The organism is Sporosarcina sp. NCCP-2716 (genome assembly GCF_023707985.1).
Classification (GTDB): Bacteria; Bacillota; Bacilli; order Bacillales_A; family Planococcaceae; genus Sporosarcina.
The window spans coordinates 196,240-221,401 of sequence record NZ_BRCF01000002.1 but is presented as its reverse complement, the minus strand read 5'-3'; the positions used below and the strand labels follow the sequence as shown (position 1 = coordinate 221,401).

The following is a 25,162-nucleotide window of genomic DNA, read 5'->3' as shown; positions in this document are numbered from 1 at the left end:
TGCGGAAACAGGGGGAGGCCGTTTCCGCGGCAGCTGCTGAGCCATTATCGGTTTTCGGATGATTTACTGCTTGCAAGCTGAACGGTGAGCTGCTGTTTCTTCCCGTCCCGGTAGATGGTGAAGTCGGCACGGTCGCCGGCTTTCAAATCGGTGTAGAGCAGTTTCCGCAGCGCTGTCGACGAATCGACGTTCTTCCCGTTCACTGCTGTAATGACATCCTCTTCCCGGAAGCCCGCTTTGCCGGCCGGGGAGGAGGCGTCCACATTGCCGACCATGACACCGCCGTCCACTTCGGCAGGAAGTGTGCGCGTATACATTTCAGGCACATCAGCCAGGTCGATCAGCCCGACACCGATGTACGGCCGGTCGATTTCCCCGTCTTTCATCAGTTTCTCGATGAGCGGTTTCACTTCGTTGCTCGGAATCGCGAAGCCGAGCCCTTCGACACCGCTTTGCGCGATCTTCAGGCTGTTGATGCCGATCAATTCACCGGCAGTATTGACAAGGGCGCCGCCGCTGTTGCCGGGGTTGATGGCTGCGTCCGTCTGGATGGCGTCCATTTCCCACTTGCCTGCGGACGTATCGACGTCAATGGAACGTACAGGCGCACTGACGATACCCTGAGTGACCGTACCTGAGAAATCGAGACCGAGCGGATTGCCGATCGCGACGACCGAGTCACCGGCACGCAATTTTTTGGAGTCGCCGAATGCCAGCGACCCTTCGGCGTATTTCTTGTCGATCTTGACGACGGCCAAGTCGGTCAGGGGGTCAGTCCCGACCAGTTCGGCGTCCGTCTCTTTGCCGCTTGCCGTCGTCACGGTCAGCTTGGAAGCCCCTTCGATGACGTGGTTGTTCGTGACGATATAGGCATGCTGGCCGTCCGTCTTGAAAACGACGCCCGAGCCGGTGCCCGCTTTCTGGTCCTGGACCTCGCCGGCGAACCGGTTGCCGGACGACTGATAGTTATCGATGCCGACGATCGCTTTTGACGCAGTGGCGACCATGTCGGACAGCGATGTTTGTGCGACCGCGCTCGTCTGCTCGACGTTGTATGGCGTTTCCGCCTGCGCAGCAGACCGGACTTCCGTCTTCTGCGGCAGGATATTCGTATTCAGGACAGCACCGAGTGTGAGTGCAGAGCCGAGTACCCCGGCACCGATTGTCGATAAGGCCCATTTCGTTTTGGATGAATTCATCATGATCTCTCCCTCTCGTTCGTTCATAAGACAAGTATAGAGCGAAGTTATGAACAAATTATTACGGGACTATGGCCGAAGGATTAATTATGAAGGAAAGCTATTGCAGAATAAATTTGCAATTATCATACTAGTGAGATATGTTGAGTATGAAGCGCTGATTGAAAATGTAAGCGCATACAACCATCATGTCCGTGAGACTGCTTGCGTACGATGGATGGTTGGGCAGAAGAGGGGCCTACCCTCAACTACACTTACAAAATGGGAGGAATGGAAATGGTACAGCAGGTTGAAAATCAGGCATATGCAAACCCGAACACGGAAGGCGCGCTCGTTCACTTCAAAGAACGCTATGATAACTTCATCAACGGAAGATGGACAGCCCCTGCCAATGGGGAGTATTTCGATAATCCGACACCGGTCACCGGGAAAGTGTTCACGCAAGTGGCGCGTTCGACTGCCGAGGACGTGGAACTGGCGATCGACGCAGCGCATGCGGCGAAAGACGCCTGGGGCAAGACGTCCGTAACGGAGCGGGCGAACATCCTCTTGAAGATCGCAGACCGTATGGAACAGAACCTGGAGATGCTCGCTGTCGCAGAAACGTGGGAAAACGGCAAAGCGGTACGTGAGACGCTGAACGCCGACCTGCCGCTCGCGATCGACCATTTCCGCTACTTCGCTTCGGCTGTGCGCGCACAGGAAGGCGGCGTCAGCCAGATCGATAACGACACGGTCGCCTATCATTTCCACGAGCCGATCGGTGTCGTCGGACAGATCATCCCGTGGAACTTCCCGCTGCTCATGGCGGTATGGAAGCTCGCCCCGGCTCTCGCTGCCGGAAACTGCGTCGTCCTGAAACCGGCGGAACAGACACCGGCTTCCATCCTCGTGCTCACGGAACTGATCGAGGACCTCCTGCCGCCGGGCGTCCTGAACGTCGTGAACGGGTTCGGTCTCGAAGCCGGCAAGCCGCTTGCGTCCAATCCGCGCATCGGGAAAGTCGCGTTCACAGGCGAAACGACGACAGGCCGCATGATCATGCAGTACGCGTCGCAGAACCTCATCCCGGTTACACTGGAACTCGGCGGGAAATCACCGAACATCTTCTTCGAGGACGTCATGGCGGAAGACGATGATTTCCTCGATAAGGCGGTTGAAGGGTTCGTCATGTTTGCGCTGAACCAGGGGGAAGTGTGCACATGCCCATCACGCGCACTCATTCAGGAATCGATCTACGATGAATTCATGGAAAGGGCTCTCGCACGCGTCGAGGCGATCAAGATCGGCAACCCGCTCGATCCAACGGTGATGATGGGTGCCCAAGCATCGAGCGAGCAGATGGAAAAGATCCTGTCCTATCTCGATATCGGCAAGCAGGAAGGTGCGGAATGTCTCGCCGGCGGGGAACAGAATAAGCTAGATGGGGAACTCGCGGATGGATATTACGTGAAACCGACTGTCTTCAAAGGCCATAACAAAATGAGGATCTTCCAGGAAGAGATCTTCGGCCCGGTCGTCGCAGTGACAACGTTCAAGACAAAAGAGGAAGCGCTTGAAATTGCAAACGACACGTTGTACGGTCTCGGATCAGGCGTCTGGACACGCGACATGAACACGGCTTATCGATTCGGCCGCGGCATCCAGGCAGGACGAGTCTGGACGAACTGCTATCACGCCTATCCGGCACATGCAGCGTTCGGCGGCTACAAAGCATCCGGCATCGGCCGTGAAAACCATCTCATGATGCTGGAACACTACCAGCAGACGAAAAACATGCTCGTCAGCTACAGTGAACAGAAGCAAGGGTTCTTCTGATCCATGAACGGTTGATCTGAATCCTCGTTATCTGGAATCTCGGGAGCGAAGTTCCCGGATGCAGAAATCTCTTGATCCGAAATGTCTTATTCCGAAAGAGGTGAGACGGATAATGACGGAACGTGTAGTGGCGACGGCAGCTGCACTCGCACTCATCCGGCAGCTCGAAAAGAAGCACGGCCCGCTCATGTTCCACCAGTCCGGCGGCTGCTGTGACGGCTCCTCCCCGATGTGCTATCCGGAAGGGGATCTGCTCGTCGGCGACCAGGATGTCCTGCTCGGCCACATCGGCGGCGTCCCGTTCTACATGATGCGGTCGCAGTTCGACTACTGGAAGCATACCCAGCTGATCATCGACGTCGTCGACGGGCGGGGCGGCATGTTTTCACTGGAAGGTGTGGAAGGAAAACGCTTCCTGACCCGCTCCCGTGCCTTCACGCCGGAAGAAACGGCGCAGCTCCAGCCATAGCAAAAGACGGTTCCTCCTGGATGACAGGAAGAGCCGTCTTTTTGCATGAATCCTATCAGATGAACCGTTTCCGCTCGGCAGGGGAGGGGAGCATACAGGCTTCCTCTTTCTTGCCGAACCATTTGTACCGGTTGCGCGCCACGAAATCATAGACGGCGTCCCGGATCGGTGCCGGCACGAGGATGAACAGGAACGCCAGATGCCACAAGCCGTCCAGCTTCTTCGCAATCCGCAGGGCGGCGCCCGACTTCATATATGTTTTCCCGTTCTCGATCAGCACCATGCTGTCGACATCCCCGGGTATGCCATACTCCTTCGCGAGCTGCTCACCCGTCTCGCTCTTCAGCGCGGCAAACTGGAAGTATTCATAAGGGTCCCGTTTTATGATGAACTGCACACTGGCATCACAGAAATTACACTCGCCGTCAAACAAAATCACGCGTTTCATAAGGCTGCCTCCTTACCGCTAGTAATATGTATACTATAGCCGAAAAGGAAATGTCCGAAACAAGTCGAGCGATTGCACAGATGAAAATAAACAGAATAGTGTTGACGATTCGGTTGGAGTATGATAGATTATAAGCAGGAAAGTCTGTTGGTTGTAAAGCCCTGGCTGCGCTTCACTCATTGTCGACCCGCCATGTGAATCACATTTTGGGAAGGTGATCCAAGTGGAACGTCATCACATCCATCCAGATGAAATGAACCTTCGCAGTGACCTGGACCACATCGCCAGCCTGCACATGATCGGAGAAGGTGCGCCGGACTTCAGCAAACGCATCGCGCACCGCCCGGCACCCCCTCCGGAATACGGCTTCGACGAACACGAACTCCCGAGGGACTACCAATAAAAACCTTCCAGCCGGAAGGTTTTTTTGGTTGGCCGGCAGGTTAGGATGAAAAATCAAAGAAAGCCAGGCTGCCCGCTCACTCGGACGGCCTTTTCTTAGATAGAAGAACGTATGATCAACTAAGATAACGCCGGTTTTTACATCCCCCCGTTTTCGTAAGTCCCATCTTTCGCAATACCCGATAGGCGGCATGCCGATCAGGCAAGTGAAGGAAGCGGCGGCACTGTTCATTGGACAATGGGCCTCCGAAAAGAGTGAACCAGTCACGGAGAGCCCGGCTGTCAGCATCCTTGTCCCGCTGGCCGCAGACAGGACATGTCCAATAATACCGGTTCTTAACCATTCTCGGGGGCAGAGGACATTCCTTGCATAAGACCCCATTTATGAAATCGGAAGGAGTCAGGGAATACGTTTCGGCAATGGGCGCGGGCTGGTAATCCTGATGGCCATCGAGCAATTGGCGGTTCAATGTGGAGAATTCCTGTGAAGGCAAGTCTATCGGGGAAGCAGGAAGATTTCGAAGGAACGACGGAACTCCAGAAGGATACAAAATGGGAATACACGCTGTTTCCGCGGCAACGGGACTGCGGGAATGCGCCAGTACGATGGCTCCACAGACAGGCAAATGAATCTCCCGTTCTTTCATCCAATCCTGCAGCAGTTCAATTTTACGTTCTACCTGAAAAATAGGGCTTTCAAAGCTGGCTGTCTGGCCATTGTCCAACGTCCGGATCAGCTGGGGAGGGTGATCGCGGAACACTAGCGTGCCGGCAATGTTCTTCACTTCCAGTATGACGGCATGCGTAGAAGTGACGAACAGTGTGTCGATTTGGAAGCGGGTACTGGAATGAAGAGACAGATCGTGGAAGACTGCATGCGGAAACTGGAACTCATACTGAGCCAATACTCGATCAACAATCTGCTCACCTGCATAACCGGCCTGAACTGCTGATAGTCTGGATTGCAGCATTTGCGCTTTTGGATGATCCGGAACAAGCCTGCGGACCGCTGCCGAAAGCGACGCGGCAATTGCCGGGGACTTCCGGGATTTCATAAGGATAATGCTCACTCCTTTCAAATTAAGACGATCATCATCAGTATAGCACTAACTAATTGGAATAGTTGGTTAAATGAATGAAGATTGTCCGGCTCGGAAAATGCGCGCGCTCGCTACCGGTTTACGCGCGTTCGCGGGAAGAATACGCGCACTCGCCAGTGGAATACGCGCGTTCGCGCCTGAAATACGCGCTCTCCGGAAAATGCGCGCGCTCGCGATCGGTTTACGCGCGTTCGCGGGAAGAATACGCGCGCTCGCCAGTGGAATACGCGCGTTCGCGCCTGAAATACGCGCCCTCGCCAGCAAAATACGCGCACATCTCCATTTTTCCTTGCCACACAAGGCGCGCGCCCGTCTCCCGGCGTCCGGCTTGCATGTAATGAACAGAGGAGGTGATGAGATGATGCATCATAATCAGAACCGCTGCATGAAGCCGCAGCCGATGCCGCCGATGCAGCCATGCAACAGTGCGGCACAGCCGGTCATCTGTCCGACCCAGTATCGCTACCACGATACGTTCGCGCCGCAAGAGCTGCCGGTGGTCCACCCGTTCGTCAATGTCACACGCCAGCATACCGTACAAGTGCCGCACCACTACTACACAGAAGTGAATGAAACAATGCCGGGTCAGACTGTCGTGGCAAGACCAGGCATGGGACCAGGCATGGGGATGGGACCAGGCATGGGAATGGGACCAGGAATGGGAATGGGTCCGTGGGGTCCTCCGATGGGACCGGGACAAAGGCCGTGCGGAAGACGATAATGTACGCAAAGAACCTGCCGGCGCAAGCCGGCAGGTTCTTTTTCTCTTCAGTCCACGTTGAAATAGCGGGCGTCCGGATGGGCGAAGACGATGGCGGAGACCGATGCTTCCGGTTCCATCATATATTCTTCCGTCAAGTGCACACCGATCTCCTCGGGTTTCAGGAGGCCGAACAGCTTTGACTGGTCCTCGAGGTTCGGACAGGCCGGATAGCCGAACGAAAAGCGCTGTCCCTGGTACTTCGCGGCGAACCGGTCTTTCATCGTGAAGTCGGTCGCATCCGGGAAGCCCCACTGGTCGCGGATCTCCTGGTGGACGCGCTCGGCAAACCCTTCCGCGAGCTCCAGCGCGGTGGCCTGGAACGCGTGGCTCTCCAGGAACTTACCGTCCGCTTTCAGGCGTTCCGCTTCCGCCCGGACGCCGTGTCCTGCTGTCACTTGCATGAGGGCGACGTAGTCCATCTCTCCGCTGTCGACGGGCTTCAAGTAATCTGCAAGGCAGAGGAATGGTTCCTTCGACTGTCGCGGGAATGTAAACCGCTCAATTTCCGTTTGTCCGTCGGCTGGGTCGTAGATGATGACATCGTCTCCCTCCGACTGAGCCGGGAAGAACTGGTACAGCCCCGAGGCGCTCAGTTTACCGGATTGCAGGAATCCAGTCACCAGGTCATGCAGCTCGACAGCCCTCGGTTCGCTCTTCTTCAACATCGAGTCGACGTTGCCCCGCAGACCAAGATGGTGGCCGATCAGCGTCCGCATATTGACGTACGGTGATAAATGCGCAATCGAATAGTCACGCAGCACCCGTTTCTTCAAGTCTCCCGGAACGAATACCGGTACGTCATCACGCACTGTTTTGACAGGCCGTACGGCGACTGCAACAGCGCCGTCTGCCCGGGCATCTGCTTTCGCTGCTTTGATCGCATCATTGGCAGCCCGTTTCTCTAGCTGTTCATCCAGTTCGAGCAGCAGTGCTTCCTTACCGTCGCTTTGCAGCCGGTTGGCCAGGTCGAGACCCTGCATCGCATCTTTCGCGTAAATGACCGGGCCGTCATACTCCGGCGCAATCTTCGTATCCGTGAACCGCCGCGTCAGCGCGGCTCCTCCGACCATGACAGGCAGTTCGATGCCGGCGGATTTGAAGTCCTGCGCTGTCAGGACCATCTGCTGAGCGGATTTGACGAGGAGTCCGGACAGGCCGACGATATCCGGTTTTTCTTTCCGGATGACGTCAATCAGCTGGGCAGGCGTGACTTTGATGCCTATGTCGATCACTTTGAAGCCGTTGTTGCTCAAGATGATTTCGACCAGGTTTTTCCCGATATCGTGGACATCGCCTTTTACGGTCGCGAGGACGATCTTTCCTTTTCCGTTGTCATCTTCCTTCTTCTCCATGAACTGCTCCAAATACGACACGGACGCTTTCATCACTTCTGCGCTCTGCAGCACTTCCGCCACGATCAGCTGGTTGTCGTTGAACAGGCGTCCGACTTCCGCCATGCCGGTCATGAGCGGGCCGTTGATGATGTCGAGCGGTTCGTCGTATTGGGTGAGGGCGGCGTCCAGGTCGGGGATCAGCCCTTCCTTCGTCCCTTCGACGACGTAATACGCAAGCCGTTCAGGTACGGTCTTCGGGATGTCGTCCTCTGTTTTCTCCTTCTTTTTCCCCCGGTAGAACTCGGTGAAGGCGGCCAGTGTTTCATCCGTCGTGTCGAACAGCAGCGCGTTTGCCATCTCGATTTCCGTTTCCGGTATCGACGCATAGCGCTCCAGCTTCTCGGTGTTGACGATCGCGTAGTCGAGTCCGGCTTGCGTACAGTGATACAGATAGACGGCGTTCAATACTTCCCGTCCGACAGCCGGGAGGCCGAACGATACGTTGCTGACACCGAGGACGGTGAGCGCACGCGGCAGTTTTTCCTTGATCAGCCGGATGCCCTCGATTGTCTCGACTGCGGACCCGATATACTGTGCGTCGCCTGTGCCGACAGGGAAGACGAGCGGGTCGAAGATGATGTCTTCCGGCGCGAGGCCCCATTTGCCGGTGAGGAGCTCATAGGACCGTTCCGCGATTTCGAGTTTGCGCTCGCGGGTGACGGCCATGCCAATTTCGTCGATCGTGCCGACGACGACGGAAGCGCCGTACTTTTTCACGATCGGCAGGACGGCGTCGAACCGTTCTTCGCCGTCCTCCAGGTTGATGGAGTTGATGATCGCTTTCCCCTGCGAATACTTCAGCGCTTCCTCGATGACGTTTTCGTCCGTCGAGTCGATGACGAGCGGTGCTTTGATCTTCTTGACGACTTCTTTCATGAAGTCCGTCATGTCCGTCAACTCGTCGCGATCCGGATTTGCCAGGCAGACATCGATGACATGCGCGCCGTTCTTCACTTGCGCCCGGGCGATTTCCGCCGCTTCCTCGATCTTCCCGTCGACGATGAGCTGTTTGAACTTCCGGGAACCGATGACGTTCGTCCGTTCACCGACGAGGATCGGGCGCATGCTCGGATCGTACAGCAGCGGTTCGATGCCGGAAACGGTATGTCCATGGGTTTCATCAGCCGAAGGGAGCGGCCGCGGAGCTTTCCCGGCGACGGCTTTACTGATCGCTTCAATATGGGCGGGCGTCGTGCCGCAGCAGCCGCCGACGATATTCAGCCATCCCTTTTCCGCGAATCCTTCCAGCTTCTTCGATAATGACTCCGGCGATTCGTGGTAGTGGCCTTCTTCATCCGGCAGCCCGGCGTTCGGATAACAGCTTACGTAACCTGTCGCCAGATCGGAAAGCGAGCGCAGATGGTCGGTCATGAATTCCGGGCCGGTCGCGCAGTTCAAGCCGACAGACAGCGGGCGGACGTGTTCGATCGAGATGTAGAACGCTTCGATGCTCTGACCGGCGAGCGTCGTGCCCATCGGCTCGATTGTGCCTGAAATCATGACAGGCAGCTCACGCCCGGTCTCTTCGAAGGCCCGGCGGATGCCGACCGTGCCGGCCTTGACGTTCAGCATATCCTGACTCGTTTCCATGAGCAGCAGGTCGCAGCCGCCTTCGATCAGCCCTTTCGCCTGGATGTAGAAGTCCTCGGCAAGTTGGTCGAACGTGATGCCGCCTGTGACAGATAATGTCTTCGTCGTCGGCCCCATCGCGCCTGCCACGAACCGTGGTCGCTCAGGCGTCGACAGTTCATCTACAGCCGCCCGGGCCAGTTCGGCGCCCCGCCGGTTGATCTCTTCCGCACGGTCTCCGAGGTCATAGTCGTCCAGCACGACAGGCGTGCCGCCGAACGTATTCGTGCAGATGATGTCTGCCCCGGCTTCCAAGTACTCCCGGTGGATCCGTTCAAGCACTTCCGGCTTCGTCAGGTTCAAGTATTCGTTGCAGCCCTCAAAGGCCTCCCCGCCGAAGTCATCCGCCGTCAGATCTGCATTCTGGAGCATCGTCCCCATGGCGCCGTCCATGACGAGTATCCGTTTGTTCAATTCCGTTTCAACGAGTGATTGCGGCATGGTGCACCTCTCTTTCCGACTGTGCGTCAAGTTCTTTAATATAGTGGATCAATTCCACGGTCATGTCATACCGGAGGAACGGGGTGATCAGGTAAATACCGTTGAACAGCCCGGCAGCGGTGTCGATCAGCTCTCTGGCGATCTGAAGCCCTTCCTCCGTCGCCGCCTGCCGGTCGTCCCCGCATGCTTCCATACGGGCGAGCACGTCGTCGGACAGCTTGATGCCCGGCACTTCGTGGTGCAGGAACTCTGCATTGCGGCTGTTCGTCAGCGGCATGATCCCGAGGAAGATCGGCGTATCCAAGTGGCGGACCGCTTCGTGGATTTCAAGGATCTTCTCTTTCGTATAGACCGGCTGGGTGATGAAGTAATCCGCCCCGCATTCGATCTTCTTCTCGAGTCGTTTGACAGCACGTTCCACGACCCGGACATTCGGATTGAAGGCACCGGCCACCGAGAAGTTCGCTTTCTTGCGCAGCGGCCTGCCGGAGAAGGAGATGCCTTCGTTCAGCTGCTTGATGAGCTGGAACAGTTCGAGGCTCGACACATCATATACACTCGTTGCGCCCGGGAAGTCGCCGATCTTGGTCGGATCGCCTGTCACCGCGAGAATATCGTGGATGCCGAGTGCATCGAGACCCATCAGATGCGACTGCAGGCCGATCAGATTGCGGTCCCGGCACGTCACATGGACGAGCGGACGGACATCATCCTGGTGCTTGACGATCGATGCCATCGCCAAATTGCTGATCCGCGGGGAGGCGAGGGAGTTATCCGCCATCGTGACGGCATCCGCACCGGCGGCTTTCAGCTGGCGTGCCCCTTCCAGGTAATCATCGATCTCGAGATGGCGCGGCGTGTCGAGTTCCACGAGGATCGTCCGTTCCCGTTCCGCTTTCACGTGCAGCGGTTCGTAGCGGGCAGGCTCCGGATCCCGGATGACGATCGGCTTCCGCTCTGCCGCTTTCTTCTCGGTGACGGGCACCGTTCCGGCGAGCTGGGCTTTGACCGCCTCTATATGAGCAGGGGTCGTGCCGCAGCAGCCGCCGATCAGCCGGACGCCTTCCTCCTGGAGGAGGCGGGCGGCCCTGCCGTAATAATCCGTTTCCGATACGTAGACGATCCGGCCGTCCTCCACGTCAAGCAGGCTCGCATTCGGGTACGCGGAGAGGAAGGCCTTCTCCGGAAGTTCGACACTTTCGAACGCCTGGATCGTATGATACGGACCGAGCCGGCAGTTGACACCGACAACATCGGCGCCGAGCGCTTCGAGGCGATGCAAGGCTTCGTTCAGCTGAAGACCGTTCTGCAGGACGCCGGGTTCGTGCATGGAAACCTGCGCGATGAGCGGCACGTCAGTCAGCTGCCGAAGATGGCGGACGACCGCGCTCAGTTCATCGAAATCGTAATAGGTCTCGAGCTGCAGGCCGTCCGGGTTCCCGGCGAGCAGCGGCTCCGCCTGCTGCTGCACCATCGACACCACTTCATCGACCGACGCTTCGTTCTTACCGATAGTGCGCATGCCGCCGATCGTGCCGAGCACATACTGGCCGCCTGCAGCCGCCGCCTGTTTCGCGATGGCGATGCCCGCTTCGTTGAATTCTTTCACGCGGTGCTCCAAGCCGTACCGCGCAAGTTTCAGGGCGTTCGCACTGTACGTGTTCGTCTGGATGACATCGGCGCCGGCTGCTATATATTGTTCATGGATCAAACGGATGACATCCGGCTTCTCCACATTCAGCTGTTCGTAGCAGAAATCATGGCCTTCCGCATACAGCAGCGTCCCCATCGCTCCGTCCGCGACGAGCACTTCGTTTTGCAATCGTTCGAGGAATTTCATCATAGCTATCTGTCCTTTCCTGCGGTAGTGTAGTGAAAGAGAAAATACAAAAAAAGCCTTTTCGGTGAACGAAGAAGGCTTTGTCATTATCAAAATGATGGTCTTCTCCTCATCTGTCGGATAAAAGATCCGCTGGAGTTAGCACCTGACCGGAAGGCTGGTTGCTGAAGCATCACAGGGCCAGATCCCTCCGCTTCTCTAGATAAGAATGACTATTGAGTTGTAAGAATTATTTAACACATCATACCGTTGTTCGAGAGTTCCGTCAATAGGGGACTTCTCTTTCCAGCTGTGACTTGCAGGGGGGATATGCTAAACTGGAAGGACATGCAAGGAAAGGGGATTGCTATGCGGGCTTTTAAATTTGTCATCCCGATCATGCTGCTCGTCGGCGGGGTCGCCTGGGTGATGCTGAACAAAGATTACACCGACGTGCCGGTCATGTCACGATTCTATATTACACTCGGAGCGATGGGAGTAAGCGGGATCATCTCATACTTCCTGTTCCCGAAAAACGAAGGCGAGCGCCAGTAACTGACAGACGGAATGCCTGTCAGTTTTTTTACGGAGCTTTTTGAGTAAACCTTAAAAAATATCAGGTTGACACAATGATCTATTCCTTTTATTCTTAACGTATAGAATCATAAAGGGGTGTCACCAATGGGAACAGCAGAAACTATGAAACCGAACCGGTCAAACGCAAGGATCGGGACCCTCGGGCTCGTCTACTCAGCGATGTTCGCTGCGCTGATGATGATCGGGGCGAATATTACATACTTCATCCCTGCACTTTCGATCAGCGGCGTGCCGATCACGCTGCAGACGTTCTTCGCCATACTTGCAGGACTCCTGCTCGGCAGCCGCTACGGCGCGCTGTCGATGACGGTCTACATGGCGGTAGGCCTCGCCGGAGCACCTGTGTTCGCCAAGTTCAGCGGCGGGTTCAGTGCGATTGTCGGTCCGCTGTTCGGCTTCATCGTCTCCTTCATATTGGTCGCGTACGTCGTCGGGAAGATTGTCGAACGTCATAAGTCGGTCCCGGCATTTGTCATCGCTGCACTTGTCGGCTGTGCAGTGAACTACGTCATCGGGACGAACTGGATGTATGCCGCCTACAAACTATGGGCAGCTGCACCGGACGCCTTCACGTACAAGATCGCGTGGATGTGGATGGTCCCCCCATTGCCGAAAGACATTATCCTGTCCGTCCTCGCAGGAATCTTCGGCCATCGGATGGTCCGTATCCTGAAAACACGGCGCTCGCTGTAATGAATCTCTGAAACCTGTCTGCTGAACGTGGCGGACAGGTTTTTTGCGCTTCCATGGTTGCGCGGGCGGAAGCCGGGAATAGGGAAGTATCTTGCTAGACAAAGGAGGCAGGCCCATGACGACTCTGTTGGAACAAAAGGCGAAGCATCTGTTTCCCGGCAGTTTCGCCGCTGTCATGGCGACGGGCGCGCTTGGGGTCGGGCTGAATCTGCTCGGTTTCCATTGGACGGCACCGGTCCTGATTGCAGTGAATACCGTTTTATATACCGTTCTATGGATACTGACGATCATCCGCCTCGTCCGCTATCCGCGTGAACTGAAGGAAGACTTGGTGAGCCACAGCAAAGGCGCCGGTTTCTTCACGATAGTCGCCGGGACCGCCGTCTTCGGAAGCCAGCTGCTGCTGACAGGCGGGCACGTGAAGATCGCCATGGGGCTGCTGCCCGCAGCCGCCGTCCTGTGGGTGGTGATCATGTATACGTTCTTCACCGCCATGACGATCGGGAAAGAGAAGCCCTCGCTTGAAGAAGGGTTCAACGGGACGTGGCTGTTGTCCTCGGTGGCGACACAGTCGATCGCCGTGCTCGGAACACTGCTGTCCCCGTATGCCGGCCAGCACCAGCATCTCCTCCTGTTCTCGTCGCTGTCGATGTACTTCCTCGGCTGCATGCTCTACCTGCCGCTGATGGCGCTCCTGTTCTACCGGTTCACGTTCGTACGCTTCCGGGAAGACGAACTGTCGCCGCCATACTGGATCAGCATGGGGGCGCTGGCCATTGCGACACTTTCCGGCTCAGCGCTCATCCTGCATGCCGAGTACTTTCCGCTGCTTGAGGAGATCGCGCCGTTCCTGAAAGGGTTCACGCTGTTCTTCTGGATCACCGGCACGTGGTGGATTCCGCTGCTCGTCATCCTGACGGTCTGGCATTACGGCTTCCACCGGCCGGGACTGTCGTACAATCCGCAGATCTGGAGCATGGTGTTCCCGCTCGCCATGTATACCGCGGGCACGTACCAATTTGCAAATGCGCTCCATCTGCCGTTCGTATCGATCCTGGCAGACGGGATGGCAGCGGCCGCAGCGGTCTCCTGGGCGGCGGCACTGCTCGCCATGCTCGTGTCCGTGATCCGTCCGGTGCGCAGTGACGGGTGAAATCCCCGGTAGATGCACCGCACAGAAAAAGCAGAAGCGCGGGAAATGGCTTCTGCTTTCGGACCTGCTGCAACGTACCGCGCCGTTCAGACGCCGGCTGCTGCGAACTCTTTCAGGATATTCGGTTTGCCTTCAGTCTTAAATGTTAACACTTGGTGGGACGGATCGTACGACTCGCCGTAGAACTCGTCATCCTTATATGTGTGAATCTCTTCATATGTCATTTTCATGGCGTCATAGACCATCTCTTCCTCTTCGTCTTGAGGGGACCAGTACAGGATCTCCAGGTCGGTCTGCTCGCCTGTTGCTAGCGACCGGCGGCTGTAACCGATGCGCTGTGCATGGTGGAACCCTTCCCGTGCATAGAAGCGCAGACGCTTTTCCGTGTCGGTATCCTCGTAATCGACAGGCTCCACTTCCAGCAGGATCGGCTTGCCTTTCTCCTTCAGCTCCGCCAGCAGTTTCCTGCCAAGGCCCTCGCCGCGGGACGCCGCTGACACGAACAGATAGTCGACGAAGACGAACGACTCGGTCTCGACGAACATGAGCACGTGTTTCGGCCCTTCATCCTTATGATAGACGTTGTGCTTATCCTTCAGCAGCGCGTCCATATGCTCTTTCGACTTCATCTCTTCAATCGGGAAATACTCACTCAGTTTCTCGTACCAGTTCATACGTAAATCTCCTCCGTCGGTATGGGTGTACCCGGAGCTTTTTGTTTGGGGATCAAACATAGGGAGAGGAAAAAAGAGGTCAGAAAAAAATCCTCGGGATCTTTCATACGTCCTATCTAAACATACTATGCACAGGACATTCAACTGATTCGGGCTTGACGGTCCCGCTGTCTGACGGACGGCGGCAAAATCCTTGCACGCCCTTCGGCGGATGCGGTACAATTAAGTCAAAGATAGTCAAAGTCAGCAGGCGAAACTGACAGCAAACGAGGTGAGAACGATGAGAAATATTTCCGACATCATAGAAGGGTATTTGAAATCGATTATCGAACATGAAGATAACGGGACCGCGGAGATCAAGCGGAACGAAGTCGCAGAGAAGTTCCAGTGCGTCCCCTCGCAGATCAATTACGTCATCAAGACACGTTTCACGATCGAGCGCGGCTACGCCGTCGAATCGAAGCGGGGAGGCGGCGGTTATATCCGGATTCACCGGATCCAGACGAATTCACGCAAGGAACTGGTTGATCATATTTTAGACAGCCTGCAGGAAGGGGCTTCCTCGGTGATGACGGAAGACATCATCTACCGCCTGCTCGCTGAACAGGCCGTCTCGAAGCGGGAGGCACGCCTGATGCTCGCCGGCATCGAGCATGCCGCCAAGCATTATCCGCTGCAGGAACGGGACGCCATCCGTGCACGCGTCCTCCAGGCGATGCTGTTCTCCCTTCTGTACGAGCAATCCGAGTAACCGTCCGGGAAGCCGGACACTTCAGCCAAACATTCAGTGAGGTGGTATGACATGCTTTGCGAAAACTGTAAAGAACGGCCGGTGTCCGTCATCCTGAAGCAGGAGACACCGGGAGGACCGGTCGAACGGAACCTCTGCGACCAGTGTGCGTTCAACCTGCAGACGTTTTCGGTCAATCCGAATCAGGAACCGATGTCGATCCAGCAATTCCTGTCCCAGTGGCTGACAGGGGAGGCGGTCCAGCCGCAGGCCCTCGAAGCGCAGGTGATGCCGGAATGCCCGGAATGCGGCCTGACGTTCCACCGGTTCCTTGAAATCGGCAAATTCGGATGTCCCGTCTGCTATGAGACATTCCGGGAGCGGCTGCCGCGGGTATTCGGCAAGCTGCATAACGGCAGCACGGTGCACCGGGGCAAGATCCCCGCTTCCTTCAACGAAAAGATGGCCATCAAGAAGCAGATCGAATTCTTGCGAATCAGCATGCAGGACGCAATCCAGACGGAACGGTTCGAACAGGCGGCCGTCCTGCGCGATGAAATAAAAGAATGGAAACGGAAGCTGTCAGCCGGACCTGAGGAAGGAGGGGCAGCCGATGGGGAATAACGAATATATGCAGAACGCAGTGACCGGCTGGATGGTGCCTCATGGCGAGCACTCCGACATCGTCATGTCGACCCGCATCCGGCTCGCCCGCAATCTGAGGGGATTCCGGTTTCCGATTGCGTTCTCGGACGAACAGGCGGAAGAAATCGGTAAACTTGTTTCGGACGCACTGCTTAACGGCGGGAAAACAGGGTATGCCTATACCAGAATGAGTGATTTGAAGGCACTCGGCCGTCAGACGCTCGTCGAAAAGCACTTGATCAGTCCGCAGCTTGCGGATGCTGTGCACTATGGCGCTGTACTGCTGTCCGAGGACGAAACGGTCAGCATCATGGTGAATGAGGAAGACCATCTGCGGATCCAGTGCATCTATCCCGGTCTGCAGCTCGAGAATGCCTACCGGAAAGCGGATGAAACCGACAACTTGCTGGAAAGCAGGCTTCCTTACGCATTCGATGAGGAGTTCGGATATTTGACAAGCTGCCCGTCGAACACCGGGACGGGGATGCGCGCTTCCGTCATGGTCCATCTGCCGGCTCTCACGATGACGAAGCAGATCAACCGGATCATCCCCGCAGTCTCGCGGCTCGGGATGGTCGTCCGCGGCAGTTACGGGGAAGGCAGCGAAGCGCCCGGCAACGTCTACCAAGTGTCCAACCAGCTGACACTCGGCAAGTCGGAGAAGGAGATTCTGGCGGAACTCGCGAATATCGTCAGCCGGATCATCGTGCATGAACGGAAATCGCGGGAGCTGCTGCTCGGCCGGTCGAGGCTCTCACTTGAGAACCGTGTCTTCCGGGCGCTCGGCACGTTATCATACGCCCGGCTCCTGCCATCTGCGGAAGCCGCGCGATGCCTGTCGGATGTCCGGCTCGGCATCGACCTCGGTCTAATCGAAGACGTCGATATGAACATCCTGAATGAGCTGATGGTGTTCATGCAGTCCGGGTTCCTGCAGAACTTCGAAGGCGGCGAACTGACAGCTGAAGAGCTGGACAGCAGCCGCGCCAAGCTGATCCGCGAACGTCTCCGTCAGAGGGCGGCGGACGGTGAACCGCATCCCGATGAGCCTTGAGCGTCTCTTTTGCGCGGATGCCGGAAATCCGATAGAATCATCAAAGATAGTCAAAGTCAATTGCCCGGCAGCCGATTGTTTGGCGGGCCGGACGAATATAGATAAGTAAGGTGAAGAAAAATAGCCTGTGCAGAAGGAGAGGAAGTAATATGATGTTTAACCGATTCACACAACGTGCGCAAAAGGTCCTTCAGCTGGCCCAAGAAGAGGCCATCCGCCTCAAACATGAAGCGATTGGCACTGAACATATTTTACTCGGCCTGATCCGTGAAGGCGGCGGGATTGCAGCGAAGGCGCTGGAAGCGATCGGCGTCAGTTTCGAAACGATCGAAACCGGAGTCGAGAACCTGATCGGCACGGGCAGCAAGGATGTCGGACCAATCGTCCATTACACCCCCCGCGCGAAAAAAGTAATCGAGCTGTCTGTCGACGAATCGCGTAAACTCGGCCACTCGTACATCGGCACTGAGCATATCCTGCTTGCACTGATCCGTGAAGGGGAAGGCGTGGCGGCACGTGTGCTGAACAACGCGGGCGTCAGCCTCAACAAGGCTCGTCAGCAAGTGCTCCAGCTCCTCGGCAGTGATGACGCGGCAAGTGCCAACAGCCAGAACACGAATGCGTCGGCTTCCACGCCTACACTGGACGGACTGGCGAGGGACCTCACGGAAATCGCACGTGAAGGCACGCTGGATCCGGTCATCGGACGCGGCAAGGAAATCACCCGGGTCATCGAAGTGCTTGCGCGCCGCACGAAAAACAACCCGGTGCTCATCGGGGAGCCGGGTGTCGGGAAAACCGCGATCGCCGAAGGGCTGGCACTGCAGATCGTCAGCAACGAAGTTCCGGAGATCCTCCGCGATAAGCGGGTCATGACGCTCGATATGGGGACAGTCGTCGCCGGCACGAAATACCGCGGGGAATTCGAAGACCGCATGAAGAAAGTGATGGAGGAGATCCGTCAGGCCGGCAATATCATCCTGTTCATCGATGAGCTGCACACCTTGATCGGGGCAGGCGGGGCGGAAGGCGCAATCGACGCTTCCAACATCCTGAAACCGTCGCTCGCACGCGGAGAATTGCAGTGTATCGGTGCGACGACACTCGACGAGTACCGCAAATACATCGAAAAGGATGCCGCGCTCGAACGCCGGTTCCAGCCGATCCAGGTAGATGAGCCGACTGTCGAAGAAACCGTGCTCATCATCAACGGCCTGCGCGACCGCTACGAAGCGCATCACCGTGTGAAGATCACGGACGAAGCGATCGATGCTGCCGCTAAGATGTCGGACCGGTATATCTCGGACCGCTTCCTGCCGGACAAAGCGATCGACCTGATCGACGAAGCAGGCTCCAAAGTGCGCCTCCGCTCCTACACGACACCGCCGAACCTGCGGGATCTAGAGAAGAAGCTCGAAGCGATCCGTTCAGAGAAGAACGCGGCCGTCCAGAGCCAGGAATTCGAGAAGGCCGCTTCTTACAGGGACAAAGAGCAGAAGATGAAAGAAGAGCTCGAGACCACGAAGACGGAATGGAAAGAGAAACAGGGCAAGACGGAATCCGAAGTGACTGTCAACGATATCGCGGAAGTCGTCGCCATGTGGACAGGAATCCCTGTTGCGCGGATCGCGGAAACCGAATCCGCCAAGCTGCTCAACATGGAAGAGGAACTGCATAAGCGTGTCATCGGCCAGAAAGAGGCTGTGACGGCCATCTCCAGGGCGATCCGCCGTGCGCGCGCCGGCCTGAAAGACCCGAAACGCCCGATCGGTTCGTTCATCTTCCTCGGACCTACCGGTGTCGGGAAGACGGAACTGGCACGGGCACTCGCTGAGACGATGTTCGGTGATGAAGACTCGATGATCCGTATCGATATGTCCGAGTATATGGAGAAGCACGCGACATCCCGTCTCGTCGGTTCACCTCCCGGGTATGTCGGTTACGACGAAGGCGGTCAGCTGACTGAAAAAGTCCGCCGCAAGCCATACTCGGTCATCCTGCTCGATGAAATCGAAAAAGCGCATCCGGATGTATTCAATATCCTGCTCCAAGTGCTTGAGGACGGACGTCTGACGGACTCCAAAGGCCGTACTGTCGACTTCCGCAACACCGTCATCATCATGACGTCGAACGTCGGTGCGCAAGAATTGAAAAAGAACCGGTACGTCGGCTTCAACCTGCAGGACGGCGAACAGGACTACGAAGACATGAAGAAAAAGATGCTGGATGAACTGAAGAAAGCGTTCCGGCCTGAATTCCTCAACCGGATTGACGAGATGATCGTTTTCCATTCGCTCGAGAAAGACCAGCTGGAAGAGATCGTTTCCCTGATGGCGCAAGAATTGAGCAGCCGCCTTGCAGAACAGGACATCGAACTCGAACTGACACACGAAGCGAAAATGAAAATCACGGACGAAGGGTTCGACCCGGAATACGGGGCGCGGCCGCTTCGCAGAGCGCTTCAGAAACACGTGGAAGACCGGTTGTCCGAAGAATTGCTGAAAGGCACGGACCTGGCCGGACGGAAAGTGACAGTCGACTATGCAGACGGCGAATTCACTGTCAATACGGCAGACCAGGACTCCCCGGAAATGGTGGGACACTAATACGGAACACAGACGGATCAGGATGGCCCGCCCTTGGCACGAAACAGGGGTGGGGCTGTCCTCTTCGTCGTTTGGAGGACATGTATGGCAAAAAAGAAAACGAAATTCCTATGTAAATCGTGTGGCTATGAATCTCCTAAGTGGATGGGACGCTGCCCTGGCTGCGGCGAATGGAACACGATGGAAGAGGAGACGGAGATTATCCAGAAAGGTCCTCGGGGCGCTTTCCAGCATTCAGGGGCCGTCAAACAGAAAGCGATGCCGATCAATGCAGTGGAAGTCGAAGACGAACCGCGCATCCTTACGGAGATGAACGAATTGAACCGGGTGCTCGGCGGCGGCATCGTCCCGGGATCGCTCGTCCTGATCGGGGGGGACCCCGGTATCGGGAAGTCGACATTGCTGCTCCAGGTATCCGCCCTGCTGTCGAACCAGCAGAAGCGCGTGCTCTATATATCCGGTGAGGAATCGATCCGGCAGACGAAACTTCGGGCACAGCGGCTCGGAGTGCTGTCGGACGAGCTGTACATCTACGCGGAGACGGACTTGGCGATGATCCACGAAACGATCGAAAGCGTCCAGCCGAAATTCGTCATCGTCGACTCCATCCAGACGGTCCACCATCCGGAAGTGACTTCCGCACCCGGCAGTGTCTCCCAAGTCCGTGAATGTACGGCAGAGCTCATGAAGATCGCAAAAACGCAAGGCATCGCGATCTTCATCGTCGGCCATGTCACGAAAGAGGGGCAGATTGCAGGACCGCGCCTCTTGGAGCATATGGTGGATACGGTGCTGTATTTCGAAGGGGAACGGCACCATACGTACAGGATCCTGCGCAGCGTGAAGAACCGGTTCGGCTCGACGAACGAAATCGCCATCTTCGAAATGCTGCAGGGAGGCCTGAAAGAAGTGCTGAACCCTTCCGAACTGTTCATACAGGAACGGTCACAGGGCGGTGCAGGCTCGACGATCGTCGCCTCGATGGAAGGGACGCGGCCGATCTTAGTGGAAATACAGGCGCTCGTGACCCCTTCCAGCTTCAATTACCCGAAGCGCATGGCGACCGGCCTTGACCAGAACCGGGTATCGCTCCTCATGGCGGTGCTGGAAAAACGGATGGGGATGCTGTTACAGGCGCAAGATGCATATATTAAAGTCGCAGGCGGCGTGAAGCTGGATGAACCCGCAATCGATCTGGCTGTCCTCATGAGCATCGTGTCCAGCTACCGGGACACCGCACCGAGCGGGACGGACTGCTACATAGGCGAAGTCGGTCTGACCGGCGAAGTCCGGCGCGTCTCACGTATCGAGCAGCGCGTCGGCGAGGCAGCGAAACTCGGTTTCGAGCGCGCAATCATCCCGGCCTCCAACGTCGGAGGATGGGAGTATCCGGAAGGCATCCAGGTCGTCGGCGTGGAGACAGTCCGGGAAGCACTGGAGCTCTGTCTGCCGCAATGAGCGGTCGAACGGAACTTTCCCCTGCTGCAAAGGGTCCTGTTCACATAACAGGATTCCTTGCCTGCCCGGGGTCCGAGCGAGCAATCGCAGGCAAATACAGGTATACTGTTACTACAAAAAGGAGGTGGATTGAATGATGAAACGTGTTGTGCAAGTGATGTTTTTGCTGGTCGGCGGTACACTCGGTGTATTATTTCTCCCGTACTTATTCCACTTATCTTCTTTTACCGACACCCCGCTGTTCAATAATCCATACGTTGCTGCAGTCATAGGGGCGCTGTTCCTGTTCGTGTTCAGCACTTTCCTGACCGATCCGATCGTCAATTTCATTAAATGGCTGGAAGATCTGCTGCTGAAAGCGCCGATACTCGATCTGTTCTTCGGGTCGATCGGGCTGATTGTCGGACTCATCGTCGCGTTCCTGCTCGGTTCCGCACTGAATAACATCCAGATCCCGGCTGTGACGGCACTTCTGCCGATGCTGCTGTCCGTCCTGTTCGGCTATCTCGGATTCCAGGTCGGCTTCAAGAAACGCGATGAGTTCCTGAACGCCCTCTTCTCGATCCGGAACGTCGGGAAAAAGAAAGACGGGGAGGCGGAAGGAACCGAAACGGCCCAGTCGCCCCATAAGATCCTCGACACGAGCGTCATCATCGACGGGCGGATCGCGGACATTGCGGATACCGGATTTCTTGAAGGCGTCCTCGTCGTATCCCAGTTCGTACTGACAGAACTCCAGCATATCGCGGATTCCGCTGATACGCTGAAGCGGACAAAAGGACGGCGCGGTCTGGATGTCCTTCGGCGTCTCCAGGAAGGGGACGGCAAGAAGATCCTCATCACGGACGAAGACTTCCCGAATGTCGCGGAAGTGGACTTGAAACTGGTCCATCTCGCGAAGAAGATGAAAGGGCTCGTCGTCACGAATGACTTCAATTTGAACAAAGTGGCGGACCTGCACGGCGTGGAAGTGCTGAATATCAACGACTTGGCGAATGCCGTCAAGCCGGTCGTCATCCCAGGGGAAGAAATGCATGTGCTCGTCATCAAAGACGGGAAAGAGCATAACCAGGGCGTCGCCTACTTGGATGACGGCACGATGATCGTCATCGAAGACGGACGGAGCTATATCGGCTCGGCAATCGACGTTGTCGTCACGAGCGTGCTGCAGACGTCAGCAGGCCGCATGATCTTCGCCAAACCGAAGCACAGCAAATCGTCGAGGGCTTGACAGTCCGACAGCAGATAGGATGAAAAGAGAATGGATTATACAGTGATGATGCCGGCAGCCGGCAGCGGCACGCGGATGGGTGCGGGACAGAACAAACTGTTCCTCAAACTTGCCGGCAAAACGATTTTAGGCCATACGCTGACAGTCTTTGAAGAGGATCCATGGTGCGCCGGGATCATCCTTGCCGTCAAAGACTCCGAAAGACCGGTGATCGAAGCGATCATCCGGGACTCGGCCATTACGAAGGTGAAGGCGCTGCCCGCCGGCGGAGCAGAGCGGCAGGACAGTGTGGCCGCCTGCCTGGAAGCACATCAGGAAGGCGGTATCGTGCTCGTCCACGACGCCGCCCGGCCGTTCATCGCCCGCCCCGTCATCCATAAGCTCGCGGAGAGCGCAGCGGAACACGGGGCAGCCGTCGCCGGCGTGAAAGCGAAAGACACGATGAAATATGTAACGGACGGACAGGTCGAGGAAACAGCGGATCGGGAACGTCTGTGGATCATCCAGACCCCGCAGGCGTTCCGGTATGAGCTGCTGCTCGATGCCTCCCGGAAAGCGCGGCAGGAACAGTTCCTCGGCACGGACGAAGCGACACTCGCAGAACGCGCGGGACTCCCGGTGCATGTAGTGGGAAGCACCTATGACAATATTAAGATGACAACGCCGGAAGACTTGGCATACGGCGGATACTTACTGAAAAAACGGCTGGAGGAGACGATGGAATGATACGGATAGGACAAGGTTTCGATGTACATGAGTTTGCGGAAGGGCGCCCGCTGATCATCGGCGGCATCACGATACCGCATGATAGAGGCCTGATCGGCCATTCCGATGCAGACGTCCTGCTCCATACAATCACGGACGCTGCGCTCGGCGCAATCGGCAAAGGGGACATCGGCCATCATTTCCCGGACACGGACGCCGCTTTCAAAGATGCGGATTCCGCAGTCCTGCTCGAGGAAGTGTGGAAGATCGTCGAAGCGGAAGGCTATGCACTTGGCAACATCGACTGTACGATAATGGCGCAGCAGCCGAAAATGGCGCCGCATATCGGGACGATTCAGAACCGTGTAGCGGAACTGCTGCATGCAGATCCATCCCAAGTGAACGTTAAAGCGACAACGACCGAGAAACTCGGATTCGTCGGCAGGGAAGAAGGAATTGCAGCACTTGCAGCAATCCTGTTGGTGAAAGCTTAAGTTTTTGGTAAACTGGACTATACAGCTTGCAACTAATCGAACTAACAGAACGGAGATGTCCCACCATGCCAGCAGAAGTACGCGTACGCTACGCACCAAGCCCGACCGGCCACCTGCATATCGGAGGAGCCCGGACGGCACTATTCAACTATTTATTCGCCCGTCATCATAACGGGAAATTCATCGTCAGGATCGAAGACACCGACACCGCCCGCAATATTGAAGCGGGGGAACTGTCGCAGCTGGACAACTTGAAATGGCTCGGCATCGACTATGATGAGTCCGTTGATATCGGCGGCCCATACAGCCCATACCGTCAGATGGAGCGGCTCGATACGTACAAGAAATACTCCGCGGAGATGCTCGATAAGGGAGCGGCCTACAAATGCTTCTGCACGCCGGAAGAGCTCGAAGAAGAGCGTGAAAAGCAGAAACAGGCCGGCATTGCAGCGCCGATGTATAACGGCAGATGCCGCCATCTGAGCAAAGAGGAAGTCGCTGAAAAAGAAGCGGCAGGCATGCCGTACACAATCCGCATGCGTGTACCGGAGGACGTCACGTACACGATCGACGACCTCGTGCGCGGCACTGTTCAGTTCGAATCGAAGGACATCGGGGACTGGGTGCTCGTGAAAGCGAACGGTATCCCGACCTATAACTTCGCAGTCGTCGTCGATGATCACCTGATGGACATGACGCACGTCTTCCGCGGCGAGGAGCACTTGACGAACACGCCGAAACAGCTCATGATCTTCGATACGCTCGGCTGGACGGCACCCCGTTACGGCCACATGACGCTCATCGTCAACGAAGACCGTAAAAAGCTGTCGAAGCGGGATGAATCGATCATCCAGTTCATCTCCCAATACAAGGAGCTCGGCTACTTGCCGGAAGCGATGTTCAACTTCTTCGCGCTCCTCGGCTGGTCGCCGGTCGGAGAAGATGAGCTTTTCACGAAAGAAGAGCTGATCGAGCAGTTCGACGAAAGCCGGCTGTCGAAGTCACCGTCGATGTTCGACAAGCAGAAGCTGACGTGGATGAACAACCAATACATCAAAAAGCTCGACCTGGATGAAGTGGTCGCCCTAACGCTTCCGCACCTCGTCAAAGCGGGGCTGGTCAGTGAAGACATGGACGAGGCGAAACGGGATTGGGTGCGCAGCCTGATCGCCCTGTATCACGGTCAATTGAGCTTCGGCGCTGAAATCGTCGAGCTGTCCGCCCAGTTCTTCTCGGACGCCATTGAATATGATGAGCAATCCAAAGAGATTCTGGCAGGGGAACAAGTGCCGGAAGTGATGGCTTCGTTCAAGAAGCAGCTCGAGGACCTCGAGACATTCGACGCTCCGTCCATCAAGGCGGCCATCAAAGCAGTCCAGAAAGAAACAGGCCACAAAGGGAAGAACCTGTTCATGCCGATCCGCGTCGTGGCAACAGGTCAGGCGCACGGACCGGAACTTCCGGATTCCATCGCCCTTCTCGGCAGGGAAAAGACGATCGCCCGCGTGGAAAAGTACGCCCAGTGACCCGCTGTTGACAAGTGGATTCGGCTGTGTACAATAAGAGGTACCGAAGAGAGAACCGATAAGAAAAAGCGTTGAAGAGGAGAAGTACGCAGAAAACGGGCCCGACAGAGAGGA

The 25,162-nt window shown here is 56.5% G+C and carries 22 protein-coding genes, 1 riboswitch and 1 other annotated feature (1 of these 24 cut by a window edge); of the genes, 16 read left to right on the top strand and 6 right to left on the bottom strand.

Annotation, left to right across the window (positions count from 1 at the left end; all coding sequences use genetic code 11):
- Positions 1-44: 44 nt before the first annotated feature.
- Positions 45-1,199, bottom strand: a complete 1,155-nt coding sequence (locus NFU03_RS04925) for a S1C family serine protease (protein ID WP_251636592.1) — start codon at positions 1,197-1,199, stop codon at positions 45-47.
- 276 nt (positions 1,200-1,475) lie between these two features.
- Here NFU03_RS04925 and adh point away from each other — a divergent pair, with 276 nt between their 5' ends.
- Complete coding sequence (adh, locus tag NFU03_RS04920; RefSeq protein ID WP_251636590.1) at positions 1,476-3,017, top strand: aldehyde dehydrogenase; 1,542 nt, start codon at positions 1,476-1,478, stop codon at positions 3,015-3,017.
- A gap of 112 nt (positions 3,018-3,129) precedes the next feature.
- A complete protein-coding gene (locus NFU03_RS04915) occupies positions 3,130-3,486 on the top strand; it encodes a DUF779 domain-containing protein (protein ID WP_251636588.1) in 357 nt (118 codons plus the stop codon).
- 55 nt (positions 3,487-3,541) lie between these two features.
- Here the strand turns inward: NFU03_RS04915 and NFU03_RS04910 are convergent, their stop codons facing one another.
- Positions 3,542-3,934, bottom strand: a complete 393-nt coding sequence (locus NFU03_RS04910; RefSeq protein WP_251636586.1) for a thiol-disulfide oxidoreductase DCC family protein — start codon at positions 3,932-3,934, stop codon at positions 3,542-3,544.
- A 223-nt stretch (positions 3,935-4,157) separates the two neighbouring features.
- Between NFU03_RS04910 and NFU03_RS04905 the strand changes: the two genes are divergently transcribed.
- Positions 4,158-4,337, top strand: coding sequence for a hypothetical protein (locus NFU03_RS04905; RefSeq protein WP_251636584.1), 180 nt, complete (start codon positions 4,158-4,160; stop codon positions 4,335-4,337).
- Positions 4,338-4,452: 115 nt separating this feature from the next.
- Here NFU03_RS04905 and NFU03_RS04900 read toward each other — a convergent pair whose 3' ends face one another.
- Positions 4,453-5,391, bottom strand: a complete 939-nt coding sequence (locus NFU03_RS04900; protein ID WP_251636582.1) for a nuclease-related domain-containing protein — start codon at positions 5,389-5,391, stop codon at positions 4,453-4,455.
- Between the two features lie 403 nt (positions 5,392-5,794).
- Here NFU03_RS04900 and NFU03_RS04895 point away from each other — a divergent pair, with 403 nt between their 5' ends.
- On the top strand, positions 5,795-6,157 hold the full coding sequence (locus NFU03_RS04895) for a hypothetical protein (protein WP_251636580.1): 363 nt from the start codon (positions 5,795-5,797) through the stop codon (positions 6,155-6,157).
- A 47-nt stretch (positions 6,158-6,204) separates the two neighbouring features.
- Here NFU03_RS04895 and metH read toward each other — a convergent pair whose 3' ends face one another.
- Together metH and NFU03_RS04885 are read right to left on the bottom strand one after the other, a co-directional pair.
- Positions 6,205-9,663, bottom strand: coding sequence for a methionine synthase (metH, locus tag NFU03_RS04890; RefSeq protein WP_251636578.1), 3,459 nt, complete (start codon positions 9,661-9,663; stop codon positions 6,205-6,207).
- A complete protein-coding gene (locus NFU03_RS04885; RefSeq protein ID WP_251636884.1) occupies positions 9,644-11,503 on the bottom strand; it encodes a bifunctional homocysteine S-methyltransferase/methylenetetrahydrofolate reductase in 1,860 nt (619 codons plus the stop codon). The genes metH and NFU03_RS04885 overlap by 20 nt, the downstream gene beginning before the upstream one ends.
- A gap of 106 nt (positions 11,504-11,609) precedes the next feature.
- A riboswitch (SAM riboswitch) is annotated at positions 11,610-11,712 on the bottom strand.
- Positions 11,713-11,851: 139 nt separating this feature from the next.
- Between NFU03_RS04885 and NFU03_RS04880 the strand changes: the two genes are divergently transcribed.
- The 3 genes from NFU03_RS04880 to NFU03_RS04870 all read left to right on the top strand — a co-directional run bounded on the left by NFU03_RS04880 (position 11,852) and on the right by NFU03_RS04870 (position 13,925).
- Positions 11,852-12,037: a histidine kinase gene (locus tag NFU03_RS04880; RefSeq protein ID WP_251636576.1), complete on the top strand. Its 186-nt coding sequence runs from the start codon at positions 11,852-11,854 to the stop codon at positions 12,035-12,037.
- A 126-nt stretch (positions 12,038-12,163) separates the two neighbouring features.
- Entirely contained in the window at positions 12,164-12,772 is a 609-nt protein-coding gene (locus tag NFU03_RS04875; RefSeq protein ID WP_251636574.1) for a biotin transporter BioY, read from the top strand.
- 115 nt (positions 12,773-12,887) lie between these two features.
- Complete coding sequence (locus NFU03_RS04870; protein ID WP_251636572.1) at positions 12,888-13,925, top strand: tellurite resistance/C4-dicarboxylate transporter family protein; 1,038 nt, start codon at positions 12,888-12,890, stop codon at positions 13,923-13,925.
- Between the two features lie 86 nt (positions 13,926-14,011).
- On the opposite strand, the gene NFU03_RS04865 is transcribed toward NFU03_RS04870, so the two are convergent.
- Positions 14,012-14,599, bottom strand: coding sequence for a GNAT family N-acetyltransferase (locus tag NFU03_RS04865; protein ID WP_251636571.1), 588 nt, complete (start codon positions 14,597-14,599; stop codon positions 14,012-14,014).
- A 280-nt stretch (positions 14,600-14,879) separates the two neighbouring features.
- Between NFU03_RS04865 and NFU03_RS04860 the strand changes: the two genes are divergently transcribed.
- From NFU03_RS04860 to gltX, 9 genes are all read left to right on the top strand, one after another.
- On the top strand, positions 14,880-15,350 hold the full coding sequence (locus tag NFU03_RS04860; RefSeq protein ID WP_251636568.1) for a CtsR family transcriptional regulator: 471 nt from the start codon (positions 14,880-14,882) through the stop codon (positions 15,348-15,350).
- A gap of 51 nt (positions 15,351-15,401) precedes the next feature.
- Positions 15,402-15,953, top strand: coding sequence for a UvrB/UvrC motif-containing protein (locus tag NFU03_RS04855; protein WP_251636566.1), 552 nt, complete (start codon positions 15,402-15,404; stop codon positions 15,951-15,953).
- Positions 15,943-17,028, top strand: coding sequence for a protein-arginine kinase McsB (gene mcsB, locus NFU03_RS04850; protein ID WP_251636564.1), 1,086 nt, complete (start codon positions 15,943-15,945; stop codon positions 17,026-17,028). The genes NFU03_RS04855 and mcsB overlap by 11 nt, the downstream gene beginning before the upstream one ends.
- A gap of 149 nt (positions 17,029-17,177) precedes the next feature.
- Positions 17,178-19,634: an ATP-dependent Clp protease ATP-binding subunit gene (locus NFU03_RS04845; RefSeq protein WP_251636562.1), complete on the top strand. Its 2,457-nt coding sequence runs from the start codon at positions 17,178-17,180 to the stop codon at positions 19,632-19,634.
- Between the two features lie 84 nt (positions 19,635-19,718).
- Positions 19,719-21,092, top strand: a complete 1,374-nt coding sequence (radA, locus tag NFU03_RS04840; protein WP_251636561.1) for a DNA repair protein RadA — start codon at positions 19,719-19,721, stop codon at positions 21,090-21,092.
- 133 nt (positions 21,093-21,225) lie between these two features.
- Positions 21,226-22,323 (top strand): PIN/TRAM domain-containing protein, encoded by a 1,098-nt coding sequence (locus tag NFU03_RS04835; RefSeq protein ID WP_251636559.1) that lies wholly within the window; start codon positions 21,226-21,228, stop codon positions 22,321-22,323.
- A 30-nt stretch (positions 22,324-22,353) separates the two neighbouring features.
- Positions 22,354-23,049: a 2-C-methyl-D-erythritol 4-phosphate cytidylyltransferase gene (ispD, locus tag NFU03_RS04830; RefSeq protein WP_251636557.1), complete on the top strand. Its 696-nt coding sequence runs from the start codon at positions 22,354-22,356 to the stop codon at positions 23,047-23,049.
- Positions 23,046-23,522, top strand: coding sequence for a 2-C-methyl-D-erythritol 2,4-cyclodiphosphate synthase (gene ispF, locus NFU03_RS04825; RefSeq protein ID WP_251636556.1), 477 nt, complete (start codon positions 23,046-23,048; stop codon positions 23,520-23,522). The genes ispD and ispF overlap by 4 nt, the downstream gene beginning before the upstream one ends.
- 65 nt (positions 23,523-23,587) lie before the next feature.
- Positions 23,588-25,048: a glutamate--tRNA ligase gene (gene gltX / locus NFU03_RS04820; RefSeq protein ID WP_251636554.1), complete on the top strand. Its 1,461-nt coding sequence runs from the start codon at positions 23,588-23,590 to the stop codon at positions 25,046-25,048.
- A gap of 62 nt (positions 25,049-25,110) precedes the next feature.
- Positions 25,111-25,162: a binding site (T-box leader), on the top strand (it continues 179 nt past the right edge of the window).